The organism is Ruegeria sp. CJ9 (genome assembly GCF_056536625.1).
In genome coordinates, this window is sequence record NZ_JBQFPY010000001.1 from 237971 (window position 1) to 262015 (window position 24045).

Annotated in this window: 23 protein-coding genes; 10 read left to right on the forward strand and 13 right to left on the reverse strand. The window is 58.0% G+C overall.

All coding sequences use genetic code 11. The features are described from left to right. Positions 1–117: 117 nt before the first annotated feature. The 3 genes from ACR0AJ_RS01270 to ACR0AJ_RS01280 all read right to left on the reverse strand — a co-directional run bounded on the left by ACR0AJ_RS01270 (position 118) and on the right by ACR0AJ_RS01280 (position 4451). On the reverse strand, positions 118–1119 hold the full coding sequence (locus ACR0AJ_RS01270; protein ID WP_302476798.1) for a DctP family TRAP transporter solute-binding subunit: 1002 nt from the start codon (positions 1117–1119) through the stop codon (positions 118–120). 372 nt (positions 1120–1491) lie between these two features. Then, positions 1492–2721, reverse strand: a complete 1230-nt coding sequence (locus ACR0AJ_RS01275; protein WP_480646539.1) for a sigma-54-dependent transcriptional regulator — start codon at positions 2719–2721, stop codon at positions 1492–1494. After that, positions 2718–4451, reverse strand: a complete 1734-nt coding sequence (locus ACR0AJ_RS01280; RefSeq protein ID WP_480646537.1) for a sensor histidine kinase — start codon at positions 4449–4451, stop codon at positions 2718–2720. The genes ACR0AJ_RS01275 and ACR0AJ_RS01280 overlap by 4 nt, the downstream gene beginning before the upstream one ends. A gap of 47 nt (positions 4452–4498) precedes the next feature. Between ACR0AJ_RS01280 and ACR0AJ_RS01285 the strand changes: the two genes are divergently transcribed. Then, positions 4499–5671 (forward strand): cytochrome P450, encoded by a 1173-nt coding sequence (locus ACR0AJ_RS01285; protein ID WP_480740295.1) that lies wholly within the window; start codon positions 4499–4501, stop codon positions 5669–5671. Between the two features lie 6 nt (positions 5672–5677). Here ACR0AJ_RS01285 and ACR0AJ_RS01290 read toward each other — a convergent pair whose 3' ends face one another. Then, complete coding sequence (locus ACR0AJ_RS01290) at positions 5678–6157, reverse strand: Lrp/AsnC family transcriptional regulator (RefSeq protein ID WP_170348555.1); 480 nt, start codon at positions 6155–6157, stop codon at positions 5678–5680. Between the two features lie 141 nt (positions 6158–6298). Between ACR0AJ_RS01290 and cobA the strand changes: the two genes are divergently transcribed. From cobA to infC, 7 genes are all read left to right on the forward strand, one after another. Then, the gene (gene cobA, locus ACR0AJ_RS01295; RefSeq protein WP_170548636.1) at positions 6299–7075 is read left to right on the forward strand and encodes a uroporphyrinogen-III C-methyltransferase; all 777 of its coding nucleotides are present in this window, start codon (positions 6299–6301) and stop codon (positions 7073–7075) included. Next, positions 7075–7389, forward strand: a complete 315-nt coding sequence (locus ACR0AJ_RS01300) for a DUF2849 domain-containing protein (RefSeq protein WP_170348553.1) — start codon at positions 7075–7077, stop codon at positions 7387–7389. Before cobA ends, ACR0AJ_RS01300 begins: the two co-directional genes overlap by 1 nt. A 66-nt stretch (positions 7390–7455) precedes the next feature. Next, positions 7456–9120 carry a nitrite/sulfite reductase gene (locus tag ACR0AJ_RS01305; protein ID WP_170348552.1) on the forward strand — a complete coding sequence of 555 codons (1665 nt, stop codon included), beginning with the start codon at positions 7456–7458 and terminating at the stop codon, positions 9118–9120. Beyond that, the gene (locus ACR0AJ_RS01310) at positions 9110–9871 is read left to right on the forward strand and encodes a phosphoadenylyl-sulfate reductase (RefSeq protein WP_170348551.1); all 762 of its coding nucleotides are present in this window, start codon (positions 9110–9112) and stop codon (positions 9869–9871) included. Before ACR0AJ_RS01305 ends, ACR0AJ_RS01310 begins: the two co-directional genes overlap by 11 nt. Next, positions 9868–10275 carry a DUF934 domain-containing protein gene (locus ACR0AJ_RS01315; RefSeq protein ID WP_170348550.1) on the forward strand — a complete coding sequence of 136 codons (408 nt, stop codon included), beginning with the start codon at positions 9868–9870 and terminating at the stop codon, positions 10273–10275. Before ACR0AJ_RS01310 ends, ACR0AJ_RS01315 begins: the two co-directional genes overlap by 4 nt. A gap of 106 nt (positions 10276–10381) precedes the next feature. After that, complete coding sequence (locus ACR0AJ_RS01320; RefSeq protein ID WP_170349391.1) at positions 10382–11215, forward strand: ferredoxin--NADP reductase; 834 nt, start codon at positions 10382–10384, stop codon at positions 11213–11215. 245 nt (positions 11216–11460) lie between these two features. Next, entirely contained in the window at positions 11461–11922 is a 462-nt protein-coding gene (gene infC, locus ACR0AJ_RS01325) for a translation initiation factor IF-3 (protein WP_238528775.1), read from the forward strand. 78 nt (positions 11923–12000) lie between these two features. Here the strand turns inward: infC and ACR0AJ_RS01330 are convergent, their stop codons facing one another. After that, positions 12001–13317, reverse strand: a complete 1317-nt coding sequence (locus ACR0AJ_RS01330) for an aspartate aminotransferase family protein (RefSeq protein WP_170348549.1) — start codon at positions 13315–13317, stop codon at positions 12001–12003. Further along, the gene (locus ACR0AJ_RS01335) at positions 13314–14093 is read right to left on the reverse strand and encodes a beta-keto acid cleavage family enzyme (RefSeq protein ID WP_480739880.1); all 780 of its coding nucleotides are present in this window, start codon (positions 14091–14093) and stop codon (positions 13314–13316) included. Before ACR0AJ_RS01335 ends, ACR0AJ_RS01330 begins: the two co-directional genes overlap by 4 nt. A gap of 143 nt (positions 14094–14236) precedes the next feature. On the opposite strand from ACR0AJ_RS01335, the gene ACR0AJ_RS01340 reads away from it, so the two are divergent. Next, positions 14237–15082, forward strand: a complete 846-nt coding sequence (locus ACR0AJ_RS01340) for a MurR/RpiR family transcriptional regulator (protein ID WP_368040128.1) — start codon at positions 14237–14239, stop codon at positions 15080–15082. 43 nt (positions 15083–15125) lie between these two features. Here the strand turns inward: ACR0AJ_RS01340 and ACR0AJ_RS01345 are convergent, their stop codons facing one another. The 5 genes from ACR0AJ_RS01345 to ACR0AJ_RS01365 all read right to left on the reverse strand — a co-directional run bounded on the left by ACR0AJ_RS01345 (position 15126) and on the right by ACR0AJ_RS01365 (position 21038). Next, complete coding sequence (locus ACR0AJ_RS01345) at positions 15126–15917, reverse strand: FAD binding domain-containing protein (protein WP_170348546.1); 792 nt, start codon at positions 15915–15917, stop codon at positions 15126–15128. 94 nt (positions 15918–16011) lie between these two features. Next, positions 16012–18372 (reverse strand): xanthine dehydrogenase family protein molybdopterin-binding subunit, encoded by a 2361-nt coding sequence (locus ACR0AJ_RS01350; RefSeq protein WP_170577528.1) that lies wholly within the window; start codon positions 18370–18372, stop codon positions 16012–16014. 79 nt (positions 18373–18451) lie between these two features. Continuing rightward, complete coding sequence (locus tag ACR0AJ_RS01355; RefSeq protein WP_170358232.1) at positions 18452–18937, reverse strand: (2Fe-2S)-binding protein; 486 nt, start codon at positions 18935–18937, stop codon at positions 18452–18454. 137 nt (positions 18938–19074) lie between these two features. Then, positions 19075–20073, reverse strand: a complete 999-nt coding sequence (locus ACR0AJ_RS01360) for a molybdopterin-binding protein (RefSeq protein WP_170348543.1) — start codon at positions 20071–20073, stop codon at positions 19075–19077. After that, positions 20070–21038 carry an XdhC family protein gene (locus ACR0AJ_RS01365; RefSeq protein WP_170348542.1) on the reverse strand — a complete coding sequence of 323 codons (969 nt, stop codon included), beginning with the start codon at positions 21036–21038 and terminating at the stop codon, positions 20070–20072. The genes ACR0AJ_RS01360 and ACR0AJ_RS01365 overlap by 4 nt, the downstream gene beginning before the upstream one ends. A 234-nt stretch (positions 21039–21272) precedes the next feature. Here ACR0AJ_RS01365 and ACR0AJ_RS01370 point away from each other — a divergent pair, with 234 nt between their 5' ends. Beyond that, entirely contained in the window at positions 21273–21773 is a 501-nt protein-coding gene (locus ACR0AJ_RS01370) for a hypothetical protein (RefSeq protein ID WP_170375108.1), read from the forward strand. Between the two features lie 3 nt (positions 21774–21776). On the opposite strand, the gene ACR0AJ_RS01375 is transcribed toward ACR0AJ_RS01370, so the two are convergent. Both ACR0AJ_RS01375 and ACR0AJ_RS01380 read right to left on the reverse strand, forming a co-directional pair. After that, a complete protein-coding gene (locus tag ACR0AJ_RS01375; protein WP_480739882.1) occupies positions 21777–23033 on the reverse strand; it encodes a vWA domain-containing protein in 1257 nt (418 codons plus the stop codon). Further along, the gene (locus tag ACR0AJ_RS01380) at positions 23033–23941 is read right to left on the reverse strand and encodes an AAA family ATPase (protein WP_480646522.1); all 909 of its coding nucleotides are present in this window, start codon (positions 23939–23941) and stop codon (positions 23033–23035) included. Before ACR0AJ_RS01380 ends, ACR0AJ_RS01375 begins: the two co-directional genes overlap by 1 nt. Positions 23942–24045 lie beyond the last annotated feature (104 nt).

Genomic DNA, 24045 nt, shown 5'->3' on the forward strand with positions numbered 1-24045 from the left:
TTTAGTCCCCGCAAATTTTTTGTGATGAGAGTAATAGCGGGCGGGCCTGTTATGTCGGCCCGCCCGGCCTGCGCGTCAGCAACTCCCCAGCCCCCTGACGCGCGGCCTCAACCAGGATCAGAACCCGGCGTTGATTGCCTGAGCAGCGTCGATCTTGTCCTGACCCACGTCGTCGGCGAACTTGTCCCAAACCGGTTTCATTGCATCGACCCAGGCCTGACGCTGTTCGGGGTTCAGATCACGAATGATTCCACCCGCGTCGGTGATCGAGGCTTTGGCCGCTTCGTTCACAGAAAAGGCTTCTTTGTTCCGGGTCTCGGTAACCTCTGCCAGAATGGTCAGAAACTGTTCACGCACTTCTGGATCAAGGCTGTCCAGCCAATCCACCGAGGTTACGACCAGATAGTCGATAATGCCGTGGTTGGTCTCGGTGATGCCGTCCTGTACCTCAAAGAACTTCTTGCCATAGATGTTCGACCAGGTGTTTTCCTGCCCGTCCACAACGCCCTGTTGCAGCGCGCCGTACACTTCCGAGAAAGCCATTTTCTGCGGGCTGCCGCCGATGGCCTCCATCTGTGCAACCAGCACGTCCGAGGACTGCACGCGGAACTTCAGGCCATCCGCATCCGACGGATCAACCAGCGGTTTGTTGGCCGACATCTGCTTCATGCCATTGTGCCAGAACGCCAGACCTTGCAGGCCACGGCGCTGCATGCTGTCTTTCATTGCCTGACCTTCCGCCGAGGCCTGGAATGCATCGACAGCGTCGATGTTCTTGAACATGAACGGCAGGTCAAACAGGCGAAACTGCTTAGTGAACTTCTCGAATTTCGACAGCGACGGAGCAGCCAATTGCACGTCGCCCTGCAGCATCGCCTCAAGCACTTTGTCGTCGTTATAAAGTGTTGAGTTCGGATAGACCTCAACGCACATCACGCCGTTCATCTCATCATTCACGCGCTGTTCCAGCAGCGATGCCGCGATGCCTTTGGGGTGCTTATCAGTGTTCGTCACATGCGCAAACTTCACAACGATTTCACCATCGTCGCAAGCCGCCATGCCAGTCGTGGCAATTGCGGACAGTGCAATCGCCGTTGCAGCGGTTGTCAGAAATTTCATCAGCCTTTTCCTCCCGGACTTCCTAGATACTCCAATTGGCGCTTGATCAGCGCCGGATGCCGGGAAGTGAACTGAATCAGCAGGTACGGCTCAACGATTTGTTACAATGCGCCACATTCGAATTTTTTCCCTTTTAAATTAGTCTGTTAAATGGTGAACTTTCAATTAACCTATTACGCAACATGACCCGCTGTGTGAAAATCCGCACACGCTTGACGATCGTTGTGCGGATTCTCGCACTTCTCTCGAATCACTTCGAAAGAATCAGGTCTCTCTTGGCTTGATCCAACCGCAGCCCGCACCAGCGGGCTGCACTGCCCAACGCCTTTAACCGCATGATAATGCGGTCAAAGGGGGCGGGAGAACCTGCGACTACCTGCGGTAATCCTCTGGGCGAATCTGATATCTGGCCAGTTTGTCATAGAAGGTTTTGCGCGGCAGCTTCAGCGCCTTTGCCGCCTCTGATGCCTTGCCGTTGTGCCGCCCCAGCGCTGCAATCAGCAATGACCTCTCAACCCGCGCCATCTGTTCGCTCAGCCCCAAGTCGACGGCTTGTGAAACCTCTTCGGGCATCCCCAGAACAAATCGCATCGCCGCAGACATCAAGGATCGCGCGTTCCCAGGCCATTCTCTGACCATGAGCGTGGCGAGGTGATCCGATGTTATCTCGGGTTCCGCAATGCCCGACTGTTCGGCGGCCTGAGCCACATAGTGGCGAAAGATCACCGGTATATCCTCAGGCCGTTCCGCCAAAGACGGAATGCGCACGCGCATCACATCCAAGCGATAGAACAGGTCCGCATGAAACCGCCCCTCAGCAGACAGTGCGGCCAAATCAGCCGTTGTGCCCGCCAAAATACGCGCACCCACGCCCTGCTCGACCAACTCCAGCGCGGCATACTGAGTGGCCTCTGGCATAGCTGAAATCTCATCCAAAAACAGTGATCCCCCCGCGGCATCTTCGCAGACCTGGATCAGCGCCTCAGGCGTCAAACCCGATGACGGCTGTTTCACGAACGAGCCATGAACCTGCGGCGACATCAGATGAACGACCTCGGCCACTTTCGAAATCCCGCTGCCTGCGGGCCCGGTAACCAAAACTTCGGCCCCGGTGGGGGCGACGGTCCGAACACGCTCTCTCAACGCTTCGGCCTGTGCGGATAGACCGAACAGCAACCGCGCGGCCGGATCTCCGCGCATCAGTTCGTTCTTCAAGGCTCGCCGTTCCAAAACCAGAGCGCGAGCAGCAAAAGCCTTATTCAATACCTCAAGCAGGTCCGCAGCCGCACAGGGTTTTTCCAGAAAATCGAAAGCGCCCTGTCCCATGGCCCGCACTGCCATGGGAATATCCCCTTCGCCTGTCAAAAGAACAACCGGCAGTTCCGGGTCGACTTCATTCGCGTAGTTCAAAAGGTGAAACCCGTCCCGCCCCGGCATGCGGATATCCGACACGATCACACCCGGAAAATCATCACGAATGTGGTCCTTGGCCGCCACAAACGACCCCGCCGTGACCGGATGGTATTCTGCTAATTCCAGCGTCTGCGCCAATGCCTCGCGAACGGCGGCGTCATCATCGACCAATAGAACCTTGCGCGTCATGCCACTTTATCTTCCCGGTAATATTCAAGCTCGACCGTAAACATCGCACCTGTTCCGGCGTTGGACCCCCGAATGTTACCGCCAAAACTCTGTACCAGACCATACGAGATCGAAAGGCCAAGACCCATCCCTTCGGACGAACCAACAGCCTTTGTCGAGTAGAACGGCTCGAACAGTTTTTCCGTGTTTTCAATGCCGGGCCCGATATCTCGCACAGTAACAGACAGCTTCTTTCCGTTGTTGATTGCAATTCGAATAAGCCGATCATCCTGCTGGCTCATCGCGTCTGCGGCGTTGTTGATCAGGTTTACAAAGACCTGAACCAGCCGCACTTCCCCGCCCCACGCATATACCGGTGTTTCTGGGGCATGCCATTCCATCGTGACGCTCTCGGCACGCAGGCGCGCTTCGGTCAGCTCCACAGCCGTGTCAATCACCTGCACCAGATCGACCTTGCCCATTGGCTCACTTTCATTGCGGGCAAAAGCGCGCAGGTTTTTGATGATCCGCGCCATCCGGGCGGCCATATCAGAAATGCGTGTCAGGTTTTCGCCAGCCTTTTCTGCGCGGCCTCGCGACAGGAACGCAGCCCCATTGTCAGCAAATTGCCGGATTGCCATCAGAGGCTGATTCAATTCATGACTGATGCCCGCCGACATCTGACCCAGGGCGCTCAGTTTGCCGGCCTGAATAAGCTCTTCCTGCGCGTGTTTCAACGCGGCCTCAGCCTCTTGCCGCTCGTGAACCTCGCGGCGCAAAGCAGTGTTGACCGCCGTCAGAGCATGGGTGCGCTCGGCGACGCGAATCTCAAGTTCCGAATTGGCCTCGGCCAGGGTACGCCTGCGCTCGGTCGCCAGAAAAAGCAGGGCGCCAAAGGCCAGGCAGATCGCCGCAACTGTAGCCGCCTGCAAACCGGCCAGACGCCGTGCGGGGGCCACATCCATGACCACTTCGCCCGTCATACCGATCACCGGCAAATCCCGACTGAGATGTAAGGCGCGCTGCGGCAAGTATGGCCCCCACCCTAGCTGCCATAACTCGAACGAACCAAGGCGGGTTTCGGAAAACACAACCCTTTCACCGCTCGGAGGGATCAATCCCAATTGCCCCTCTGTGCGTTGCCAAAACAACAATTCAGATCGGTTGGAAATGAACACCAAGCCGGTGCGATCAACAAAGTATACGGCTTCGGTGCTACCGCGCCAGGTCTGCTCGATACCCTCGACATCGGCGATGACGATCAAAGCGCCTAAGACCTTACCATTCGGTGCAAAGTCCGGCGCAGCGTAGGTGAAAATCCGGCTTCCCATCTTGGGCAGGACGCCGTGGGAACTGCCCAATGCGCCTTGCATCGCACGTTCGAACGCAGGTTGACCCGAAACATTGCCGCCTACAACGTCATGCGCTGCCGCCAATACGCGCCCCGAAGCATCAGCATACAAAACATCGACAGCCGCAGTTTTGTCAGCAACCTCCAGCAACAAGGCACGGGCAACAGCCAAATCCACAGGATTGTTCAGGTTGCGCAATTCAGGGTGCCCTGACATTAGAACGGCCAGCTCCTGATACACCTGCAACTGAGTACTGAGCCGATCTGCAGCCAATTCGAGATCCGCTTCGGCCTTTTCACTCAGCTGCGACAGCGCCTGCCGATACCCATAAGACCAAACCCCGGCGGACAACAGCCCGACGACACACAGAAAACCCAAGATCAACCAAACCCTTTGCATGACTTAGGGTCTTGCATTCGACGGACCACATGGCAAGTCTGCCGAGCATGAAGACGGTGTTCCAATCCCCGGTCGAACCGGATTTTGTTCAAAACCCCTATCAGTTCTATGACGCCGTTCGTGCGCATGGGGACCTTGTATATTGGGAGGATTACCAGAAGGTCGCAGCAGTTTCGCACCGGGCTGTACAGGCCTTCCTGAAAGATCGCCGCTTTGGTCGGGAGGTTCCCACCGAACTGCAACGCCCTGGGCCCGACCACTTGGCGCCCTGGTTGATGACCGAGGCGCATTCCCTGCTTGAGGCTGAACCACCCCGCCACACGCGGCTGCGCGCGCTGGTCATGCGCGCCTTTACGTCGCGTGCGATTGTCGCGTTGGAACCTTCCATCCAAGACCTCAGCCACAGCTTGATCGACCAATTCCCCGGCACGCCTTTCAACCTGCTGGACGCGTTTTGCACGCAGGTTCCCGTGATCACCATCTGCCGTCTTCTGGGTGTACCCGAAGAAATGTCGCCGGATCTGTTACGATGGTCGCATGCCATGGTGGCAATGTATCAGGCCAGCCGGACACGCCAGACCGAGGACAAAGCCACAGACGCCGCGCGTGATTTTACACTTTTCCTCACTGACTATATCGAACAGCGCCGGACCGATCCCCAGGACGATCTGATCACCCGCTTGATCGCGGCCGAGGAAGAGGGTGAACAGCTTTCGCACGATGAACTGGTCGCCACCTGCATATTGCTGCTGAATGCGGGGCATGAGGCGACGGTTCATTCATTGGGCAACGGTGTGAAAACGGTTCTGCAACTAGGATTTGATCCCCGAACTTGTGATCCGGACAGGTTGGTCGAGGAAATCCTGCGTTACGATCCGCCCCTTCATATGTTCACGCGCTATGCGTATGAAGATGTTGAGGTTTTCGGCCACGACTTCAAACGTGGAGAAGAGGTTGCCCTGCTACTGGGTGCCGCAAACCGTGACCCTTTGATCTGGAGCGATCCGGGGCGCTTTGACCCCTCGCGCCCGATTGTCACCAATACCAGTTTCGGTGGCGGTTTGCATTTCTGCGTCGGTGCCCCGCTGGCCCGGTTAGAGATGCGAATTGCGTTACAAGCGTTGTTCGACCGATGCCCAGAGTTGCGCTTGGTCGACGAACCGGGTTATTCGAATACCTATCACTTCCACGGGCTGACCCGGTTGATGGTTCAGCTCTAAGCGGCTTTAGCTTTCGATCAGCGCATTCAGCGGCAGCATTGTGGTGGATTTGATCTCTTCCATCGACAGCAAGGCGGTCACGTTATGCACGCGCACCTCGGAAATTAGGGTCTGATAGAAGACGTCATAGGCCCGCGCGTTTTTGACCCGCACCTTCAAGATATAATCAATGTCACCGGCCAGTCGGTGTGCCTCTTGCACTTCGGGCCGGTCACGCAGGGCCTTGAGGAACTTGCGCTGCCATTCTGCCTCATGTTCAGAGGTTCGGATCAGAACGAAGAATGTGGCCTCAAACCCCAGCGCTTCGGCGTCCAGCAAAACGGTCTGCTGACCGATGACTCCGGCCCCTTTCAGCTTGCGGATTCGATTCCAGACGGGGGTCTTGGAGCTACCGACACGGGCAGCTATTTCATCCAGCGATTGGCTGGCATCGCGCTGTAGCTCGGCCAAAATTTTCCGATCCGTGTCATCTATCCGCACCGACATTCCAATTTTCCCTTTGTTTCGAAACCAGCGTCCCAATTGGCGATGCCAGAAGAACATTTGTCCTTATTTGGTCGCCCATATGGCGCATTACCGGGAATATTTCCTATATTGCAGGTCAAGTCAAACCAAGCGGAACAGAACATGCAGTTTACGCATTCATATGATGGCACAGGGCACGTCGACTTTGTCGGCGCAGGTCCGGGCGATCCGGAATTGCTGACGCTCAAGGCGCTGAAAGCCTTCGCGCGCGCTGACGTCGTACTGCATGACCGCCTGATCAGCGCCGAGGTTCTGGAACTGGCTGGAAAGACCGCTGTTCTGGTCGATGTCGGCAAGGCCGGGTTTGGTTCGTCATGGAAGCAGGAAGACATTGATGCCCTGCTTGTGGATTACGCTCTGAAAGGTCAGCGCGTGGTACGGTTGAAGTCTGGCGATCCGACCGTTTTCGGGCGCCTGGATGAAGAGATCGAAGCGGTTCAGGCCGCAGGCATCACCTGGCAAATCGTGCCTGGCATCACTGCTGCGTCGGCAGCCGTCGCCGGGATTGGTCAAAGCCTGACTCGCCGTGGCCGCAACTCGTCCGTGCGCATCCTGACCGGCCATGACATGAAAGGATTTGCCGATCACGACTGGACGGCGCTGGCACGTGCTGGTTCCGTTGCGGCGATCTATATGGGTAAGAAATCCGCCCGCTTCATTCAGGGCCGCCTGATCATGCACGGTGCCGACCGGGACACGCCGGTGACGCTGGTCGAAAATGCCTCGCGCCCCGATCAACGCATTCTGGCCACCAATCTGGACCAACTGCCCAATGACCTGGCCGCCGCTGAAATGGACGGCCCCGCCCTGACCTTTTATGGCCTCGCCCCGCGCCAAGCGGCCCAGGCCCTGACCGAATTCAAGAAGGAGCACGCCTGATGGCCCGCGCTTTTACCCCCAAAGTAGTGACCGCCAACGATCTGTTGGAAGGTGACGTCATTTACCTGACCGAGGACGACCGCTGGTCGCGTGATCTGCGCGAAGCGGAACTGATCACTGACGAAGCACATGCGCAGGTTCGCTTGCTGGATGCCCAACGCCAGGCCAACAAGATTGTCGGTGCCTATCTGGCGGATGCCGTCGCTGGCGCAACCGGCCCCGAACCCACCCATTTCCGCGAGGATTTCCGCCGTACCGGCCCGTCAAACTATGCCCACGGCAAGCAGGAAACAGCAACGCAGCCCCGGGCCTGACCTCTGGCCTAATCTCTCCCCTTCAAGGCCCCTTGGTATCGGGGCTGCAACTAAGGACAGCTAGACATGTATCGCTACTCCGAATTTGACCACGATTTTCTGGCAGAGCGTAACGCACAGTTCCGCGCCCAGGTCGAGCGCCGCATTGACGGTTCGCTGACCGAAGATGAATTCAAGCCCTTGCGCCTGATGAACGGCCTGTATCTGCAGTTGCACGCCTATATGCTGCGCGTCGCGATCCCTTACGGCACGCTGTCCAGTGCGCAAATGCGCCAGCTGGCTCTGCTGGCCGAGAAATGGGACAAGGGCTATGGCCATTTCACCACCCGCCAGAACATTCAGTACAACTGGCCGAAACTGAACGACGTTCCGGATATGCTGGACGCGCTGGCCGAGGTTGGCATGCATGCCATCCAGACCTCGGGCAACACCATCCGCAACGTGACAGCCGACCATTTTGCCGGCGCCGCGGCTGATGAGGTCGCCGATCCACGCCCCTATGCCGAACTTCTGCGCCAGTGGTCCACCGACCACCCGGAATTCCAGTTCATGCCGCGTAAGTTCAAGATTGCCATCACCGGCTCGGAAGAGGACCGCGCCGTGATCAAGGCGCATGACATTGGCCTGCAACTGATCGAGCGTGACGGCGTTCTGGGTGCTCGCGTTATCGTGGGTGGTGGTCTGGGCCGCACGCCGATGATTGGCAAGGAACTATCCGAATTCGTCGCCTTTGACGACCTGTTGGCGTATCTCGAAGCCACCGTTTCTGTGTGGAACCAGATCGGTCGCCGCGACAACAAGTACAAGGCGCGCATCAAAATCACCGTGCATGAGCATGGTATCGACGCCATCCGCGCCAAGGTGAACGAACGCTTCCTGAAGGTTCGCCCGCAGTTCAAAGGCGCGGATATGAACCTGCTGGAAGAAATCAAAGGCCACTTTGCGCCTCCGGCCTTCCGTGAAGGTTCGGTTGCCTCGTTCGAGAGTGCCTACACCAATGATCCGGTTTTTCGGTCGTGGGTCGACACCAACATCGCGCCACACAAGAACGCAGACCATGCGATCGTCACGATCTCGATCAAAAAGCACGGCCAGACGCCGGGCGATGCAACTGCCGAGCAAATGCGCGTAATGGCCGATCTGGCCGAAGAGTTCGCCTATGACGAACTGCGCATCAGCCATGAGCAGAACGTGATCCTGCCGCACGTCCACAAGTCGGACCTGCCCGCGATCCACGCGAAGCTGAAAGAGTACGAGCTGGCGACCGCCAACATCGGCCTGATCAGCGACATCATCGCCTGCCCTGGCATGGACTACTGCGCCCTGGCGACAGCGCGCTCAATCCCTGTTGCCCAGGAAATCGCGACTCGCTTTGATGACCTCAAGCTTGAGCATGATATCGGCCACCTGAAGATCAAGATCTCGGGCTGCATCAACGCCTGTGGTCACCACCACGTTGGTCATATCGGTATTCTGGGTCTAGACCGTGCAGGCGTCGAAAACTACCAGATCACTCTGGGTGGTGACGGCACCGAGAACGCGGCCATCGGCGATCGCACGGGTCCCGGCTTTGCCTATGACGAAATCGTGCCTGCCGTGGAACGCATCGTTGACACGTATCTTGAGCAACGCGAAAGCGCAGAGGAAGAATTCCTGCAAACCTATCGCCGGGTAGGCATGGCACCATTCAAGGCTGCCCTCTACCCCGAGGCGCAGGCCAATGCCGCTTGACCTAATCCAGACGGAACTGGGTAAAGATCGTGCTGAACTGACCGAACAGGTCGAAGCACTGAACGCCCAGTTCCGCCATCACAGCGCTCATGATGTGATGCACGGCGCGATTGAAGAGATCGACGAGCTTGCTCTGGTCTCAAGCTTTGGGGCTGAATCGGTTGTGCTGCTGCATATGGCGGCTGTGGTGAACAAGGCCACACCGGTTTTGTTTGTGGATACGCAAATGCTGTTTACCGAAACGCTGGAATACCAGCAGGAGGTGAGCGAGCGTTTGGGCCTGTCGAATGTCCGCATCATTCGGGCCGAGGACGAAGACCTTGAGCGTGACGACCCATACGGTGCTTTGCGGCTGAACGACATGGATGCGTGCTGCAACCTGCGCAAGACCTTCCCGCTGCAAAAGGCACTGGCGGGATTCGACGGCTGGATTACCGGGCGCAAACGGTTCCAGTCCGGCTCGCGGTCCGCCCTGGATTTCTTTGAGGTCGAGGACGGAACCGGTCGGATCAAGGTCAACCCGCTGGCCCATTGGGCGCCCGAAGATGTGCGCGCCTATATGGAAGAGAACAACCTGCCCCGGCATCCGCTGGTGGCCAAAGGATACCCTTCGATCGGTTGTGCGCCCTGCACCTCGCCGGTCAAAGAGGGCGAAGATCCCCGCGCCGGACGTTGGCGCGATCAGAACAAGGAAGAATGCGGCATCCATTTTGTCGATGGTAAGATGGTGCGCGCAGGAGAGAAAACATGAACGTAATCGTAACGGATACGGGGTTCGCCCCCGATGACTGGACCGATGGCTTTGTCACACTGGAAGATGCGGCCAATGACGTGGTCGCACTTGACGTGGCCTCGGATACGGACCCGGATGAGTTGTTTGACCGCCTAGGCAACGCCAAAATGGTGCGTGTGGATTTTCCATCCTCGGCCGATGGTCGCGGCTTCACCATTGCTCGCGTCCTGCGCCTGAAGGGCTACACCGGGCGCTTGCGTGCCAAGGGCCATGTGCTGGCCGACCAATATGCGATGGCCCGCCGCAGTGGCTTTGACGAGGTCGAGATTGATCACGCGCTTGCCAACCGCCAGACGGAAGATCAGTGGCTGGCCCGCGCTAACTGGAAAGATCACCACTATCAGGACCGCCTGCGCGGCTGAGATCGCAATCGCCAGCTTGTGACTAAAGGGGGCAAACTGTCCCCTTTTCCTGCCTTGAAACAACGTTTAAACGGAGATGCCGGTCACGCTGACCGACAGTGAAACCATGACAGAGATGAAGCCCGTGACCGAAGCAACCGCCGTGAAGGCCCCCGTTCTGCCGGACGCCCAGACCGTAACCGACGTCAAACACTGGACCGACAGCCTGTTCTCGTTCAAGGTGTCGCGCCCTGCCTCGCTGCGGTTCCGCTCGGGTGAGTTCGTTATGATCGGCCTGTTGGGCGACAACGGCAAGCCGCTGTTGCGCGCATATTCCATCGCCTCGCCATCTTGGGACGAAGAGTTGGAGTTCTACTCGATCAAGGTGCAGGACGGCCCGCTGACTTCGAAACTGCAGCACATCAAACCGGGTGACCAGATCATCCTGCGGCCCAAACCCGTTGGCACGCTGGTCCATGACGCCCTGCTGCCTGGCAAACGCCTGTGGTTCTTCGCCACTGGCACCGGCTTTGCGCCCTTCGCCTCGTTGCTGCGCGAGCCGCAGACCTATGAGGATTATGACGAGGTCATCATTACACACACCTGCCGCGAAGTGGCGGAACTGGAATACGGCCGTCAACTGATTGACAGCATCCGTCAGGACGAGATGCTGGCCGAATTGATGGGTGAAGGCTTTGCCGACAAGATTCGCTATTACCCCACCACGACCCGCGAAGAGAGCCCCAAGATGGGCCGCATCACCAACCTGCTGAAGGACGGGACCGTGTTTTCCGATCTGGGCATCGAAGGCGGCATCAACCCTGACACCGACCGTGCCATGGTCTGCGGTTCGCTGGCCTTCAACCTGGACATCAAGGCGATCCTGGAAGAGTTCGGCCTGCGCGAAGGCGCCAATTCCGAACCCAAGGAATTCGTGATCGAAAAGGCCTTTGTGGGCTGATCTTCTGTCGCGGGCCGCTGGAATTACCGTGGCTCGCGCATAAACCCGCTGCAAACCTGTGAATTTCAGCCATTTCCGCGCGGATGGCGCTTGAAACGGGCCGCGCAGCAGTCTAAATTTCGGGCTCGAAATTCTGCAATCATCAAAGGAATGAACCAATAGCTCGCAGACCTCACAACGCGCCGCCGCAGCGAGACACCGGCCCGCGCGTCAATGATAAGATCCGTGCCCCCGAAATTCGCCTGATTGGCGCCGAAGGTGAAAACGTCGGGGTGGTTCATCCCGCCAAAGCAATGCAAATGGCCGCCGATGTCGGACTTGATTTGGTTGAAATCTCGCCCAATGCGAACCCGCCTGTCTGCAAGATCATGGATTTCGGCAAGTTCAAGTACGAACAGCAGAAACGCGAAAGCGAAGCACGCAAAAAGCAAAAAATCATCGAGGTGAAAGAGGTCAAATTCCGACCCAACACCGACACGCATGATTATGATGTGAAAATGCGCAACGTGTTCAAGTTTCTTGAAAACGGCGACAAGGTCAAAGTCACCCTGCGTTTCCGTGGTCGTGAGATGGCGCACCAGAACCTGGGCCGTGAGTTGTTGGAACGCGTGGCCGAAGACGTCAAGGATCTGGGCAAGATCGAAAACATGCCCAAAATGGAGGGCCGTCAGATGATCATGATGATCGGGCCTCTGCCGCAGAAATAAAGTTCTGACAGAATGAATGATCAAAGCCCCCTTTTCATAAGGGGGCTTTTTTCATTTCAAGCGCGCTGTCCCATACCGCTAGATCACGGACGCAATAGCCTTGCTCAGCTTGCTGACCATCTCATCAATCTGCGCGTCTTCGATGATGAAGGGCGGTGCCAACAGGATGTGATCCCCCAGTTGCCCATCGCGTGTGCCAGACATGGGATAGCAGATCAGGCCTTCGGCCAGCGCGGCCTTTTTGATCTTGCCAGCCACCCCAAGCGCGGGGTCAAGCGGTGCCTTGGTGTCACGATCCGCCACCAGTTCAATGCCCCGGAACATTCCCCGACCCCGAATATCTCCGACATTCGGATGCTGGCCCAAAGCAGCCTCAAGTTTGGATTGGACCCTTTGACCCATGACCGCCACCCGAGCAGGCAGATCGCGTTGTGTCATTTCGCGGACAACTGCCAGGGCTGCCGCTGTCGCGACCGGATGGCCGATATAGGTGTGGCCGTGCTGAAAAAAACCAGACCCATTGCGGATCGCATCAAAAATCTGTGCGGTACACATCATCGCACCGATGGGTTGGTATCCAGCGCCCAACCCTTTGGCGATGCATAGAATATCCGGGGCAACCCCATCGTGATCACAGGCAAACAGATGCCCGGTCCGACCCATGCCGCACATCACCTCATCCAGGATCAACAACACACCATACTGGTCGCAGATTTCGCGGATGCGTTTGAAATACCCTTCAACCGCTGGCACCGCGCCCAAGGTTGCGCCAACAACCGGCTCGGCCATGAACGCCATCACGGTATCAGGACCCAGCCGCAGGATCTCGGCTTCAAGCTCATTGGCCACGCGCTGACCGTAGTCAAAGCTGCTCTCGCCGTCGGGTTTCTCCGCGTATTCATAGCAGGGCGCGATATGAGTCATCTCGATCAGCATCGGTGCGAACTGCGCCCGCCGCCACGCGTTGCCTCCGGCTGACAAAGCCCCCAGAGTGTTCCCGTGATAGCTCTGCCGCCTGGCAATTACATGTCGCCGCTCAGGCTGGCCAATTTCCAAATAGTACTGCCGCGCCAGCTTGATCGCAGCCTCGGTCGCCTCGGATCCACCCGACACGAAATACACCCGGTCCAAGTCACCCGGAGCATGCTCGACCAGCAAATCCGCCAACGTTTCGGCCGGTTCCGAGGTCATGAACCCGGTATGCGCAAAGGCGATCTGCTCGACCTGTTCCTGCACTGCCCCGATGACGGATGGGTTGGAATGCCCCAGACACGACACCGCAGCATCACCACAATCCAGATAGCGGCGGCCCTGCGCATCAATCAGGTAACACCCGTCCCCACCAGCCGCGATCGGCAGCTCTGATTTTGTATGGCGTGGAAATACGTGACTCATTTGACTGCCCTTTCCAGCTTGTCAACAAGCGCCGACACCGACGCGGCATTGTCTTGCCACAGGGTCCCGCTCTCATCCGTCAGGCTGTTTTCAAACCCGACGCGAACGTCCCCGCCCTGCCCAGCAGCGTATGCCAGACAGGCATGTTCATGCGCGCCAAAGGCACACACCATCCATAGCGACGACCCTTTGGGAAATCTGTCCAGGTCCTGCGGGGTAGATTGCTGGCCGGCCGTATAGCGCCCCAGAACAAAAATACACTCCGCCTGATTTTCACGCACAATTCCGGCCTTTTGCCATTGCGCCAGCAAATCGGCATCGTCAGCATCGTACAGAATATGCTGCACCCGCGTCCCCTGCGCGGCACACAGGCCGTAAACCCGATCGGCCAATTCAGGCGAGCGCGCAATCTCCCGTATGGAAATCGACGCCCAATCCGGGCACACCTGCTCCAGACACGCAAACTGGGCGACCACATCGAACACGCCTGCGGCCTCGGTCGTGATTTGCAGGTCCAGCCCGGGTACACTCTGACGCAGCGCGGCCATCGTTTCCCGGTATTGACCAGCGTCCAGAGAATGCTGCCCCTCCGCATCCCTGATATGCAGATGCAATCCGTTCGCGCCCGCCGCAAAACAGGCGCGTGCGGTCTGGATAATCTGATCAGTGGATACCGGCAATTCCGGGTGATCCGACGCCCCACGCCGCGCGCCATTTGGGGCGACAAGAACATAGGGCCGACCAACAATTTGGATTTTTGATTGCGAGTCCGACATGCACATTCCTCGGCTAATACTTGCCCTATCTAATCTGCCAAAAATTGTTTTTTACTTGCTAATTGCATAACATTTGTTTTTTTACAGCTATGAACAGCACACCAACCCAGATTATCGACCATCTGCGTCAAGAGATTGAACAGATGCCAGCTGCCCTGCAAGCTGCTGCCAAATACATCATCGACTACCCCGGAGACTTCGGTCTTGATCCGATTCGTACCACAGCCACCCGGATCGGCGTCAGCTCGAATGTTCTGGTTCGATTGGCGCAACGCATGGGTTTCGATGGTTTCGAGGCCTTCCGCACCCCATTCCGCGATGCTCTGGTCACCGACAGGGAAAGCGATTTGGGACAAGATTGGTTGAGCGCCCTGCAGTCCGAGGATACCTTTGGCTCCTACCAAGCCAAACTGGCACAGAACGAACAGAACGTCGTCACACGGTCGCTGCGCCTCATGAAACCCGATAAAGTGCGCGAGGCCATCCAGTACATGACCAGGTCTCGCCGGTGTTTCGTGACGGCCACGCGTGCCAGCTATGCGCTGGCATATTATTTTTCCTATACAGGACGCATGGCGCATCCGGGCATTCAACTGGTGCCGCGCCATGTGGGATCCGCAACTGACGACCTATTGGATGCGGACCAACAGGATTGCCTGATCGCCATCACTGTTCATCCCTACTCGGCAGATACAATCCAATCGATGCGAATTGCAAAGCAACAGGGGCTGCGCCTGATCCTAATCTCGGACAGCGACGTGATTGCACCAGGTGTCGAGCCTGATGTTGCCTTCACCGTCAGCACCCGCGCCTTGCACCCGTTTTCCTGTTTCACAGGCGCAATGGCCGTTCTGGAATGCCTGCTGGGTCACCTGTTTGACGTCGGAGGTGACGCGGCCCACCGACGGCTGGAAGCCTATCAAAAAGCCCGCGAAGACACCGGCGCGTATTGGCAGCCCTCAAAACCTCCAAGACTACGCCGTACGTAAAAAGCCCCGACTTGCGGCCGGGGCTTCAAGGGTTTTCTACCATTCACATACAGGCTTCGACGGCCCGTTTTGTCATGACACCAACAAGATGCGCGCGGTATTCTTTGCTACCATGCAGATCACCGATCATGTTTGCCGGATTGATACGTAGATCCATCAGAGCATCGGCCCTGAACTCTTTGTTCAAAGCTTCCTCCGCTTCGGACCAACGGAAGACACCGTCTTCACTGGCGCCGGTCACAGCAACGCGCACCCCATCCGCAAAACGTGCAAGGTAGACACCTACCAGTGCAAACCGCGACGCAGGCTGCAGGAACTTCTGGTAGCTCGCCGCCTGTGGCACCGGGAACCGGACTGTGGTGATGATCTCACCTTCATCCAGTGCGGTCGAGAACATCCCTTCAAAGAAATCATCCGCCGCAATCTGGCGCGTATTGGTGATAATTGTCGCGCCCGACCCCAAAACGCCCGCCGGATAGCAAGCTGCTGGATCGTTATTGGCAACCGAACCGCCAATGGTGCCGCGATTGCGCACCGCGGGGTCACCAATCTGACCAGCCAACGCCGCCAGTGCAGGATAGCTGCCCGCCGCCTCTGCCGCGACGGTTGCATGTGTTGTCGCTCCCCCAATCGACACCGAGCCGTCGTCGTCAACACATACACCCTTCATCTCGGCTATCCCGCTCAGCGAGACCAGAGCGGAAGGTGCCGCCAGCCGTTGTTTTAGCGTCGGAATCAGTGTTTGCCCGCCTCCTAGGGCTTGGGCATCCTCAACCGCCAGAGCAGCAACCGCATCCGCAATGGTCGAGGGTTTCTCAAACTCGAAATTGTACATTTCGTCTTCCTTTCCGAAAGGCGCGGAACCGCCCTTCATCTGGCTGTAATTATTTCGGAGAGCGCGAGGGGTGGCCCCTCGCACCCCAAACCACTCAGCTGTTCATCGCCGCCCAAACGCGCGATGGGCTCATTGGCATGTCGATGTGATCCACCGCCTTGCCACCCGAGTTCAGCGCATCCAGCACCGCGTTCACCACTGCGGGCGGCGAACCGATCGCGCCAGCCTCACCACAGCCTTTGACACCCAGCGGGTTGTGCGTGCAGGGCGTTTGGCTGGAGTGGTCGACCGCATAGAACGGAACATCATCGGCACGCGGCATGGCGTAATCCATGTAGGAGGCGCTCAGCAGCTGGCCGTTCTCGTCATATGCGCAGTTCTCTAACAGCGCTTGGCCAATGCCCTGACCGATACCACCGTGCACCTGGCCATCCACAATCATCGGGTTGACGATGTTGCCGAAATCGTCCGCGGCAGTGAACTTTTCGATGCTGACCTGTCCAGTTTCCGGGTCTACCTCAACCTCACAGGCATAGGCCCCTGCGGGGAAGGTAAAGTTGGCCGGATCATAGAACGCGGTTTCCTCCAATCCCGGTTCGACCTCCAACGGGTAATTGTGCGGAACATAAGCCGTGAGGGTCACATCTCCCCAAGCAACCGATTTATCAGTTCCTGCGACACTAAACTGACCGTCCTTCAGCTCGATATCGGCCTCGGACGCCTCAAGCAGGTGCGCCGCGATCCGCTTGGCTTTATCGATCACCTTCTCGGTCGCCTTGACCATGGCCGAGCCGCAAACCGCCAACGAACGAGAACCATAAGTGCCCATGCCGAATGGAATCTTGGAGGTATCGCCATGCACGATCTCAACCATCGACTCGTCAATGCCGATCATGTCAGCCACAACCTGCGGAAAGGCGGTTTCATGCCCTTGCCCATGGCTGTGCGCTCCTACCATTACGCTGATCGAGCCGGTGGCGTTCACCCGCACCGTCGCCGCATCATAAAGACCCGCACGAGCGCCAAGCATGCCAACGATGTTCGAAGGCGCGATACCGCAGGCTTCAATATAGCAGTTGATGCCCAAACCTCGCAGCTTGCCCTTCGCCTCACTTTCTGCTCGTCGCGCAGCAAACCCTGCCAGATCAGCTGCGGATTCAAGCTTGTCCATCGTCCCGTTATAGTCCCCGGTGTCATAGGTCAGCGCCACCGGCGTGTCATAAGGGAACTGGGTGACAAAGTTCTGACGGCGCAGGGCAATCGGATCGACGCCCAACTCGCGCGCGGCCTTGTCCACGACACGCTCCAGTTGGAATGTCGCCTCGGGCCGCCCTGCTCCTCGGTACGCATCCACCGGCACCGTATTGGTGAACATCGCCTTCACGTTCACCTGAATAACCGGCGTCTTGTAATTGCCCGCCATCAGCGTGCCGTGCAGCCATGTTGGAACCGAGCTTGAGAACGTCGACAGATAAGCGCCCAGATTGGCAAAGGTGTTGGTGCGCAGACCGACAAAGTTGTTATCTGCATCAAGCGCCAGCTCGATGGTGCTGACGTGATCGCGGCCATGGGCGTCCGACATAAAAGCCTCGGACCGGCTGGACGACCATTTGACCGCACGGTTGCAGGCCTTGGCGGCGAAGGTGCAGAACGCCTCTTCGGCATAGTGGAAAATTTTGGTACCAAAGCCGCCGCCGACATCCGGGGCCACAACGCGCACCTTATGTTCGGGCAAGCCCAGAACAAATGCACACATCAGCAATCGGATCACATGCGGGTTTTGTGACGTTGTGTACAGCGTGTATTCATCCGTGCTGCGCTTGTATTCGGCTACGGCCACGCGCGGCTCCATCGGGTTCGCCACCAGACGGTTGTTCACAAGATCCAACGTGGTCACATGCGCCGCATTGGCGAAAACCTCGTTTACCTTGGCATCATCTGCCTCACCCAACTGCCAGTCATAGCAGATGTTGTTCTTCAGATCGTCATGAACCAGCGTCGCGCCATCCTGCGCGGCGGCTTTCATATCCATGACGGCAGGCAATTCCTCGATGTCGACGTCAATCGCCTCGGCGGCATCACGTGCCTGTTCAAGACTGTCAGCGACAACCGCCGCAATCGGGTCGCCCACATGGCGTACCTTGCCTTGCGCCAGAATGGGGTGCGGCGGCTCTTGCATAGGCGCGCCATGCTTGTCGGTGACTTCCCAGCCGCAGGGCATCCCCCCCACACCTTCGAAATCTTTACCGGTGAATACCTTGACCACGCCGGGCATACCCTCGGCGGCCGAGGTGTCGACGCTTTTAATCCGTCCATGCGCGATGTCGGAACGCAGAAAATGTACATAGGCCTGGCCGGCCACGTTAATATCGTCGGTATAATTGCCGTCTCCGGTCAGAAAGCGCACGTCTTCGCGGCGCTTGGAACTGGCTCCGATGCCACTGTCTTTGGGCATTGCTTGTTCTCCTCCCAATAACGGATGCTTATGCACCCTTTGTCATCCCACGGGCGTCTCGTTTACGCCCGCAGCGGCATCATTCGGCAGCGATGCTGCTGACGTCCTGGCCTGACGCGGCCATAATCGCCTTAACGATGTTGTGGTATCCGGTGCAGCGGCACAGGTTGCCTTCCAGATACTTACGGATTTCAGCTTCGGTCGGGCGCGGATTGTCTTTAAGCAACGCCGCCGTACTCATCACCATGCCCGGCGTACAGAAACCGCATTGCAACCCGTGATGATCCTGAAAGGCCTGTTGGATGGTGTTGAGCGAACCATCGTCGTTGGCCTGCCCTTCAATCGTGCCGACATCTGCGCCGTCAGCTTCTAGCGCCAGCATGTTGCAGGATTTGACCGCCTCGCCATTCACATGGACCACACACGCGCCGCATTGTGCAGTGTCGCATCCTACATGCGTTCCGGTCAGTGACAGATGATCGCGCAGAAAACTGGACAGTAATGTCCGGCCCTCGACATCACCGCTCACGGATTTTCCGTTCACGGTCATTGAGACCTGTGTCATTCGCTCCTCCCAAAATGAAACTCCCTGGCCCGAGTTAAACACGGGAATTTTTGTTTGAGAACAAAAATATTTAGCGATTTGCCCAGGAGGTCATTTGGTTAGCCTTCATAAGTATTACGTTGACTCAGAAAGGCAAATTATCGCCGCGATGCCCGCGGTTGCGGCCGCGTCGGAATCTCTTTAAGCAACCCACCCACGCCCATTGCGGCAATGTCTGTTCCGGTCGTGTTGATCCCGCAGGCGACACGGGACAGCACCCAATCGGCCCCGTTCAACGCTGGTGACCGCGCGCATCCCGGCAACCCGATCACCGGTCGCGATCCTAGCGAGCCAAGAAATAGCAGATTGCCCGGATCGACCGGCATGCCGAACCGATCCACTTGCCCACCTGCAGCCCGCACCGCCTGAGGGGCGACATCAGCCACATCCGAGGTGGCCGACCCGGTTAGGATCATCGCTACCTGGCCTTGTATCTCAGAGACAGCTTGCGCAATCGCATCCGTCTGGTGCGGGACGATGCGGACATCGGTCATCTCCATCCCCAGTGCCTCGACCCGGCCCCGGATTGCGGCAATGCCTTTTTCATTCGAAGGCCCGCCGGGAATGTCGGTCACCACCAGCCCGGCTTTTTTGTAAACTGGTGTGGCAAGGCGGATGGCACCCTTTGCCACTTGTGAGGCTTCAAGAACATCCGCTTTTGGAACGGCATAGGATATGACTTTGATCGTCGCGACCATACCTCCGGCGCCCATCTGCTGATGTTGCGGCACGGTGGCAACTGTGATCATTGGGTTGACCTGATTGAACGCCTCAAGCGCTTCGACTTTTAAAACCACAACACCCGGCCCGTCCGCTAACAGATTCACGCGCCCGGTGAACGGTTGGGTCACCCTTAGCGCGGCAGCTTTCGGATCGGGCGCCAGGGCATCGGCCAGCATCCCAGCGGCCTTGTCCTCATGACAATCTCCGGGCTCCAGCCGGGCGACCGTGACGGCCTCATACCCAGCGGCGGCCAGTTGTTCCTGATGCTCGGGCGTCAGAACGATCCCTTTGCGCAGCTTGGCGTTCTGGATCTGAACGGAATGCGCAAGGATGGCTCCGGCAGCTTGATCGACGGGAACGGGGCCGAACTTCACGCTTTGCCTCGCAGCACGGCTGTCATTTGCGCCAAAATGGCCACGGCGATTTCCGAAGGCCCCGCAGCCCCGATATCCAACCCGATGGGGCCATGAATGCGGGCGATCTGTGCGTCGGTAAAGCCGGCCTCTTTCATCCGTGCCACCCGCTTGGCATGAGTTCGGGTCGATCCCAGGGCACCGATATAGAACACGCCCGCCTGCAAAGCTGATTCCAAGGCTGGATCGTCCAGCTTTGGGTCATGGGTCAACAGCACCACCGCCGTGCGCGCGTCCAAGCCCAGTTTGGCCACCGCCTCATCCGGCCAATCGGTCAAAATCTTCTCACCCGGAAATCGTGCGTCCGAGGCAAAGGCGTCGCGAGGATCGATGATAGCCGGGTCATACCCGGCGATCCGCGCCATCGGCACTAACGCCTGCGCGATATGTACTGCGCCAACAATGATAAGCCGCAGCGGGGGATTATGGACCGCGACGAATGTTTGGCCATCTTCCTCAAACCCCGAACGGTCCATACGCAACCGGTCTGCATAAGCGTTGCGGCGCAGGGCTCGATGACCGGTTTCGATGTTCACTTCGTATGCCACGGGGTCACGCCCGGCACGCGCCTTAACCAGCTCACGCAGCATAGGTTCGGGCAGCACGCTGCCCACCGGCTCGACCAGAACCCGGATAGTACCACCACAGGCCAGACCCACGGCAAAGGCGTCCTCGTCGCTGACGCCGAATTCCAACAGGCGCGCTTCGCCTTCGTCGATCGCCTCCAGCGCCTCGACCACAACGGCGCCTTCGACACAACCGCCCGAGACCGAGCCTTCGATCCGTCCATCCGCACCTATGACCAGTTGCGCACCAACACGGCGCGGGGCACTGCCCCAGGTCTCCACCACTGTGGCCAGGGCTGTGGGCTGCCCTTCACTGAACCAGCGCAAGGCCGTTTCCGGGCTGTTGTCGAATCTGTCCATTAACACTCTCCGCCAGCGTTCTGACCCAACATAGGCAGGTTTCGCCATATGAAAAGGAAACCCGGTCATCAACTCTGTGCGTGAGTTCAAAGTTCGGAACCTTCGGCGCAATTTAGCCCGGATACCCGCCATAACCGCAAGGGATTGATTGTCACGGAGCCTGATTCTAGCTTACACGCGCGACTAGTGCATTCTAGTATGCGCATATTTTATTTTCGCAAGGGAGACAGAGACTTGAAACGCATTTTTACACTCGGAACAGCAATCGCCCTGTTGGCTTCAACCGCCGTAAGCGCGGACACATTCCTGCGTTATGGCGAAGTTGAAGGGTGGAAGGTCTTCATCGACCAGGAAAAGAAATCCTGCCTGATCGAGGCCGTAGATAGCGCTGAAAACGTGGTGCAGATGGGGCTGACCGAAGATCGTGGCGTAGGCTATGTGGGCGTATTCACCAAAGCCAAGACCGACATCAAGCGTGGCGAAAAAGAAGCCGTGGCGATTCTGCTGGGCGACAACGTTTATGTCGGCGAAGCCACCGGCATGAAGGGTAACATTACCAAGGGCTATTCTGGCGGCTATGTTCTGTCAGATGATCCCCAATTCGCTGAGGATATCGCAAAACAAAAGGTCATGATCGTGTTCCCGGAAAAGGAATTCGCCTTCACCGTTGATTTGACCGGCACCTACAAGGCCATGGAAATGGCGCGTAAGTGCAACGAAGAACAGCTGGGCTAAGGGTCAGCCGGAAAGCGCGGTCATCAGCCGCGCTTTCTCACCCATATCATCAGGCTTTGAGAATGCGGCGGCTAGGTCTTCCAGTGACGCAATTGAATGACCGGCGCGGAAACTGTCCACATGCGGCAGCATGGCCACCACGCCCTGCGCCTTGGGCATGAACCCATCCCAACGCAACAGCGGATTAAGCCAGATCAGGCGGCGAGACGACAGATGTAGCCGTTCCACCTCTCGACCCAACGCGTCGGGGTCGCCGCGATCCAGCCCGTCCGAGATCAGCAAAACCACCGCCCCCTGCCCCATAACCCTGCGCGACCAATCGCGGTTGAACGCGTGCAGGCATTCTCCGATCCGGGTTCCGCCCTCCCAGTCTTGCGCTTCGGCACCAGCCGCAGCAAGTGCTGCATCCACATCGCGTTGTTGCAAATGACGGGTGATGTTGGTCAAGCGTGTGCCAAAGGTAAAGGCATGCACCTTGGCCCATCCCGCCCCCTGGGTGTTCGAAACAGAGTGCAGGAAGTGCAAGATAAGCCGGCTGTATTGGCTCATCGATCCCGAAATATCACACAGCACCACAAGGTTGGGCCAACGCGGCTTGGGCTTCAGGCGGGCGATATCACGCAGTTCTCCGCCTTGACGCATGGCCGCTCGTAAGGTCCGCGCACGGTCAATCCGGTGCCCCAGATGGCTGGCTTGCCCTCGGCGAGATTCGATCGGCTTTACGGGCAAAGCCAATCGCGCCAGCATGCGTTTGGCCTGCGCGATCTCGGCAGTACTCATCTGTTCGAAATCCAGGCTGCGCAGCCGTTCCTCGGTCGACGCGGTTTTTGAGGCGTCGATCTCCAACTCAGTTTCGCCCTCATCCTCATCAACGTCTGGCGGGTCACGTTCAAACCCGTCCAACAACGCCTCAGCCGCACGCTTTTCGGCGGCGTCGGCCTTGCGTTCCTCTTGCACGCCACGGATCGCGGGCAACATCAAGGACATCATATGTTCAAGATACCGCGGGTCGCGCCAATACAGGCGAAAGACCTGCGCAAACACCGTGCGATGTTCGGGGCGGTTCACGAAACAAGCGTGCAAGGTCCAGTAGAAATCCTGTTTCTCTGTAAATCCTGCTGCCTGAACGGCACGTATGGCATCAACCACCCGACCTGTCCCGATGGGCAAACCGGCCTTGCGTAAGGCTCGCGCAAAATGAGTGATGTTTTGCGCCAGCTTTGGATCGTCGGGGATATCAAGCGGCAGTTGTTCGGCCATCAGGCCAATTCCAGATCAGCTTTCGCCTGATCCAAAATCCGCTTAGCCTCGGACCCCTGCAGCTTTTGAATGTCGTCTTGGTATTTCAGGATCGCGCCCAGCGTGTCGCCGATCACTTCGGGGCTTAGGTTGATCACGTCCAGCGCCAGCAAGCATTTGGCCCAGTCTACCGTCTCGGCCACGCCGGGTTTCTTGAACAGATCCTCGGTGCGCAGACGTTGGACAAAAGCAACGACCTCACGGCTGAGCGCCTCGGCCGCTTCGGGGGCTCTGGTGTGAAGGATTTCGATCTCACGGTCGAAATCGGGATAGTCGACCCAGTGATATAAGCAACGCCGTTTCAGCGCGTCATGCACTTCGCGCGTGCGGTTTGAGGTCACGATCACGATCGGTGGCTCGGGCGCTTTGACAGTACCCAGTTCGGGAATGGTGACCTGAAAATCGCTGAGCGCTTCAAGCAAAAAGGCCTCAAAGGGTTCGTCGGTTCGGTCCAGCTCATCAATCAGCAGGACCGGCGCACCATTTTCGTCCGGGCGCATGGCCTGCAGCAATGGGCGCTCGACAAGGTACTCATCCGAGAACAACTCAGACTGCAAGGTCCCGCGATCTGCCCCGCCCGCCGCCTCGGCCGTGCGGATCGCCACCATCTGTGCCGGGAAATTCCATTCATATACGGCCGAGGACGCATCCAACCCCTCGTAACACTGCAACCGGATCAGGCGTCGGTTCAGCCCAGCGGCCATTGCCTTTGCGATTTCGGTTTTTCCGACCCCGGCCTCACCTTCCAGAAACAACGGCCGGCCCAATTTTAGCGACAGAAACACAACCGTAGCCAAGGCCCGCCCGCAGACATAGCCCTGCGCGCCCAGCATTTTCTGAACGGCGTCGATGGAATCCGGCTGTGTCATGTCAATCTTCTCCTTCGCCTCAACTGGTCATGGCTGTGTTCAAGCGTCAAGGCCATAGTCTTTCCAGACATACGGTGATCTGAGTCGTTGACAAGGTCTTTTCC

Coding starts and splice junctions, on each gene's coding strand:
- ACR0AJ_RS01290 (WP_170348555.1), bottom strand. CDS start 6,157: ATGTCGGTGCGGATAGATGACACGGATCGGAAAATTTTGGCCGAGCTA.
- ACR0AJ_RS01365 (WP_170348542.1), bottom strand. CDS start 21,038: ATGGACAGATTCGACAACAGCCCGGAAACGGCCTTGCGCTGGTTCAGT.
- ACR0AJ_RS01310 (WP_170348551.1), top strand. CDS start 9,110: ATGCCGCTTGACCTAATCCAGACGGAACTGGGTAAAGATCGTGCTGAA.
- ACR0AJ_RS01320 (WP_170349391.1), top strand. CDS start 10,382: ATGACAGAGATGAAGCCCGTGACCGAAGCAACCGCCGTGAAGGCCCCC.
- ACR0AJ_RS01330 (WP_170348549.1), bottom strand. CDS start 13,317: ATGAGTCACGTATTTCCACGCCATACAAAATCAGAGCTGCCGATCGCG.
- ACR0AJ_RS01285 (WP_480740295.1), top strand. CDS start 4,499: ATGAAGACGGTGTTCCAATCCCCGGTCGAACCGGATTTTGTTCAAAAC.
- ACR0AJ_RS01315 (WP_170348550.1), top strand. CDS start 9,868: ATGAACGTAATCGTAACGGATACGGGGTTCGCCCCCGATGACTGGACC.
- ACR0AJ_RS01300 (WP_170348553.1), top strand. CDS start 7,075: ATGGCCCGCGCTTTTACCCCCAAAGTAGTGACCGCCAACGATCTGTTG.
- ACR0AJ_RS01305 (WP_170348552.1), top strand. CDS start 7,456: ATGTATCGCTACTCCGAATTTGACCACGATTTTCTGGCAGAGCGTAAC.
- cobA (WP_170548636.1), top strand. CDS start 6,299: ATGCAGTTTACGCATTCATATGATGGCACAGGGCACGTCGACTTTGTC.
- ACR0AJ_RS01355 (WP_170358232.1), bottom strand. CDS start 18,937: ATGACACAGGTCTCAATGACCGTGAACGGAAAATCCGTGAGCGGTGAT.
- ACR0AJ_RS01275 (WP_480646539.1), bottom strand. CDS start 2,721: ATGACGCGCAAGGTTCTATTGGTCGATGATGACGCCGCCGTTCGCGAG.
- ACR0AJ_RS01280 (WP_480646537.1), bottom strand. CDS start 4,451: ATGCAAAGGGTTTGGTTGATCTTGGGTTTTCTGTGTGTCGTCGGGCTG.
- ACR0AJ_RS01340 (WP_368040128.1), top strand. CDS start 14,237: ATGCCAGCTGCCCTGCAAGCTGCTGCCAAATACATCATCGACTACCCC.
- ACR0AJ_RS01375 (WP_480739882.1), bottom strand. CDS start 23,033: ATGGCCGAACAACTGCCGCTTGATATCCCCGACGATCCAAAGCTGGCG.
- ACR0AJ_RS01345 (WP_170348546.1), bottom strand. CDS start 15,917: ATGTACAATTTCGAGTTTGAGAAACCCTCGACCATTGCGGATGCGGTT.
- ACR0AJ_RS01270 (WP_302476798.1), bottom strand. CDS start 1,119: ATGAAATTTCTGACAACCGCTGCAACGGCGATTGCACTGTCCGCAATT.
- ACR0AJ_RS01380 (WP_480646522.1), bottom strand. CDS start 23,941: ATGACACAGCCGGATTCCATCGACGCCGTTCAGAAAATGCTGGGCGCG.
- ACR0AJ_RS01350 (WP_170577528.1), bottom strand. CDS start 18,372: ATGCCCAAAGACAGTGGCATCGGAGCCAGTTCCAAGCGCCGCGAAGAC.
- ACR0AJ_RS01335 (WP_480739880.1), bottom strand. CDS start 14,093: ATGTCGGACTCGCAATCAAAAATCCAAATTGTTGGTCGGCCCTATGTT.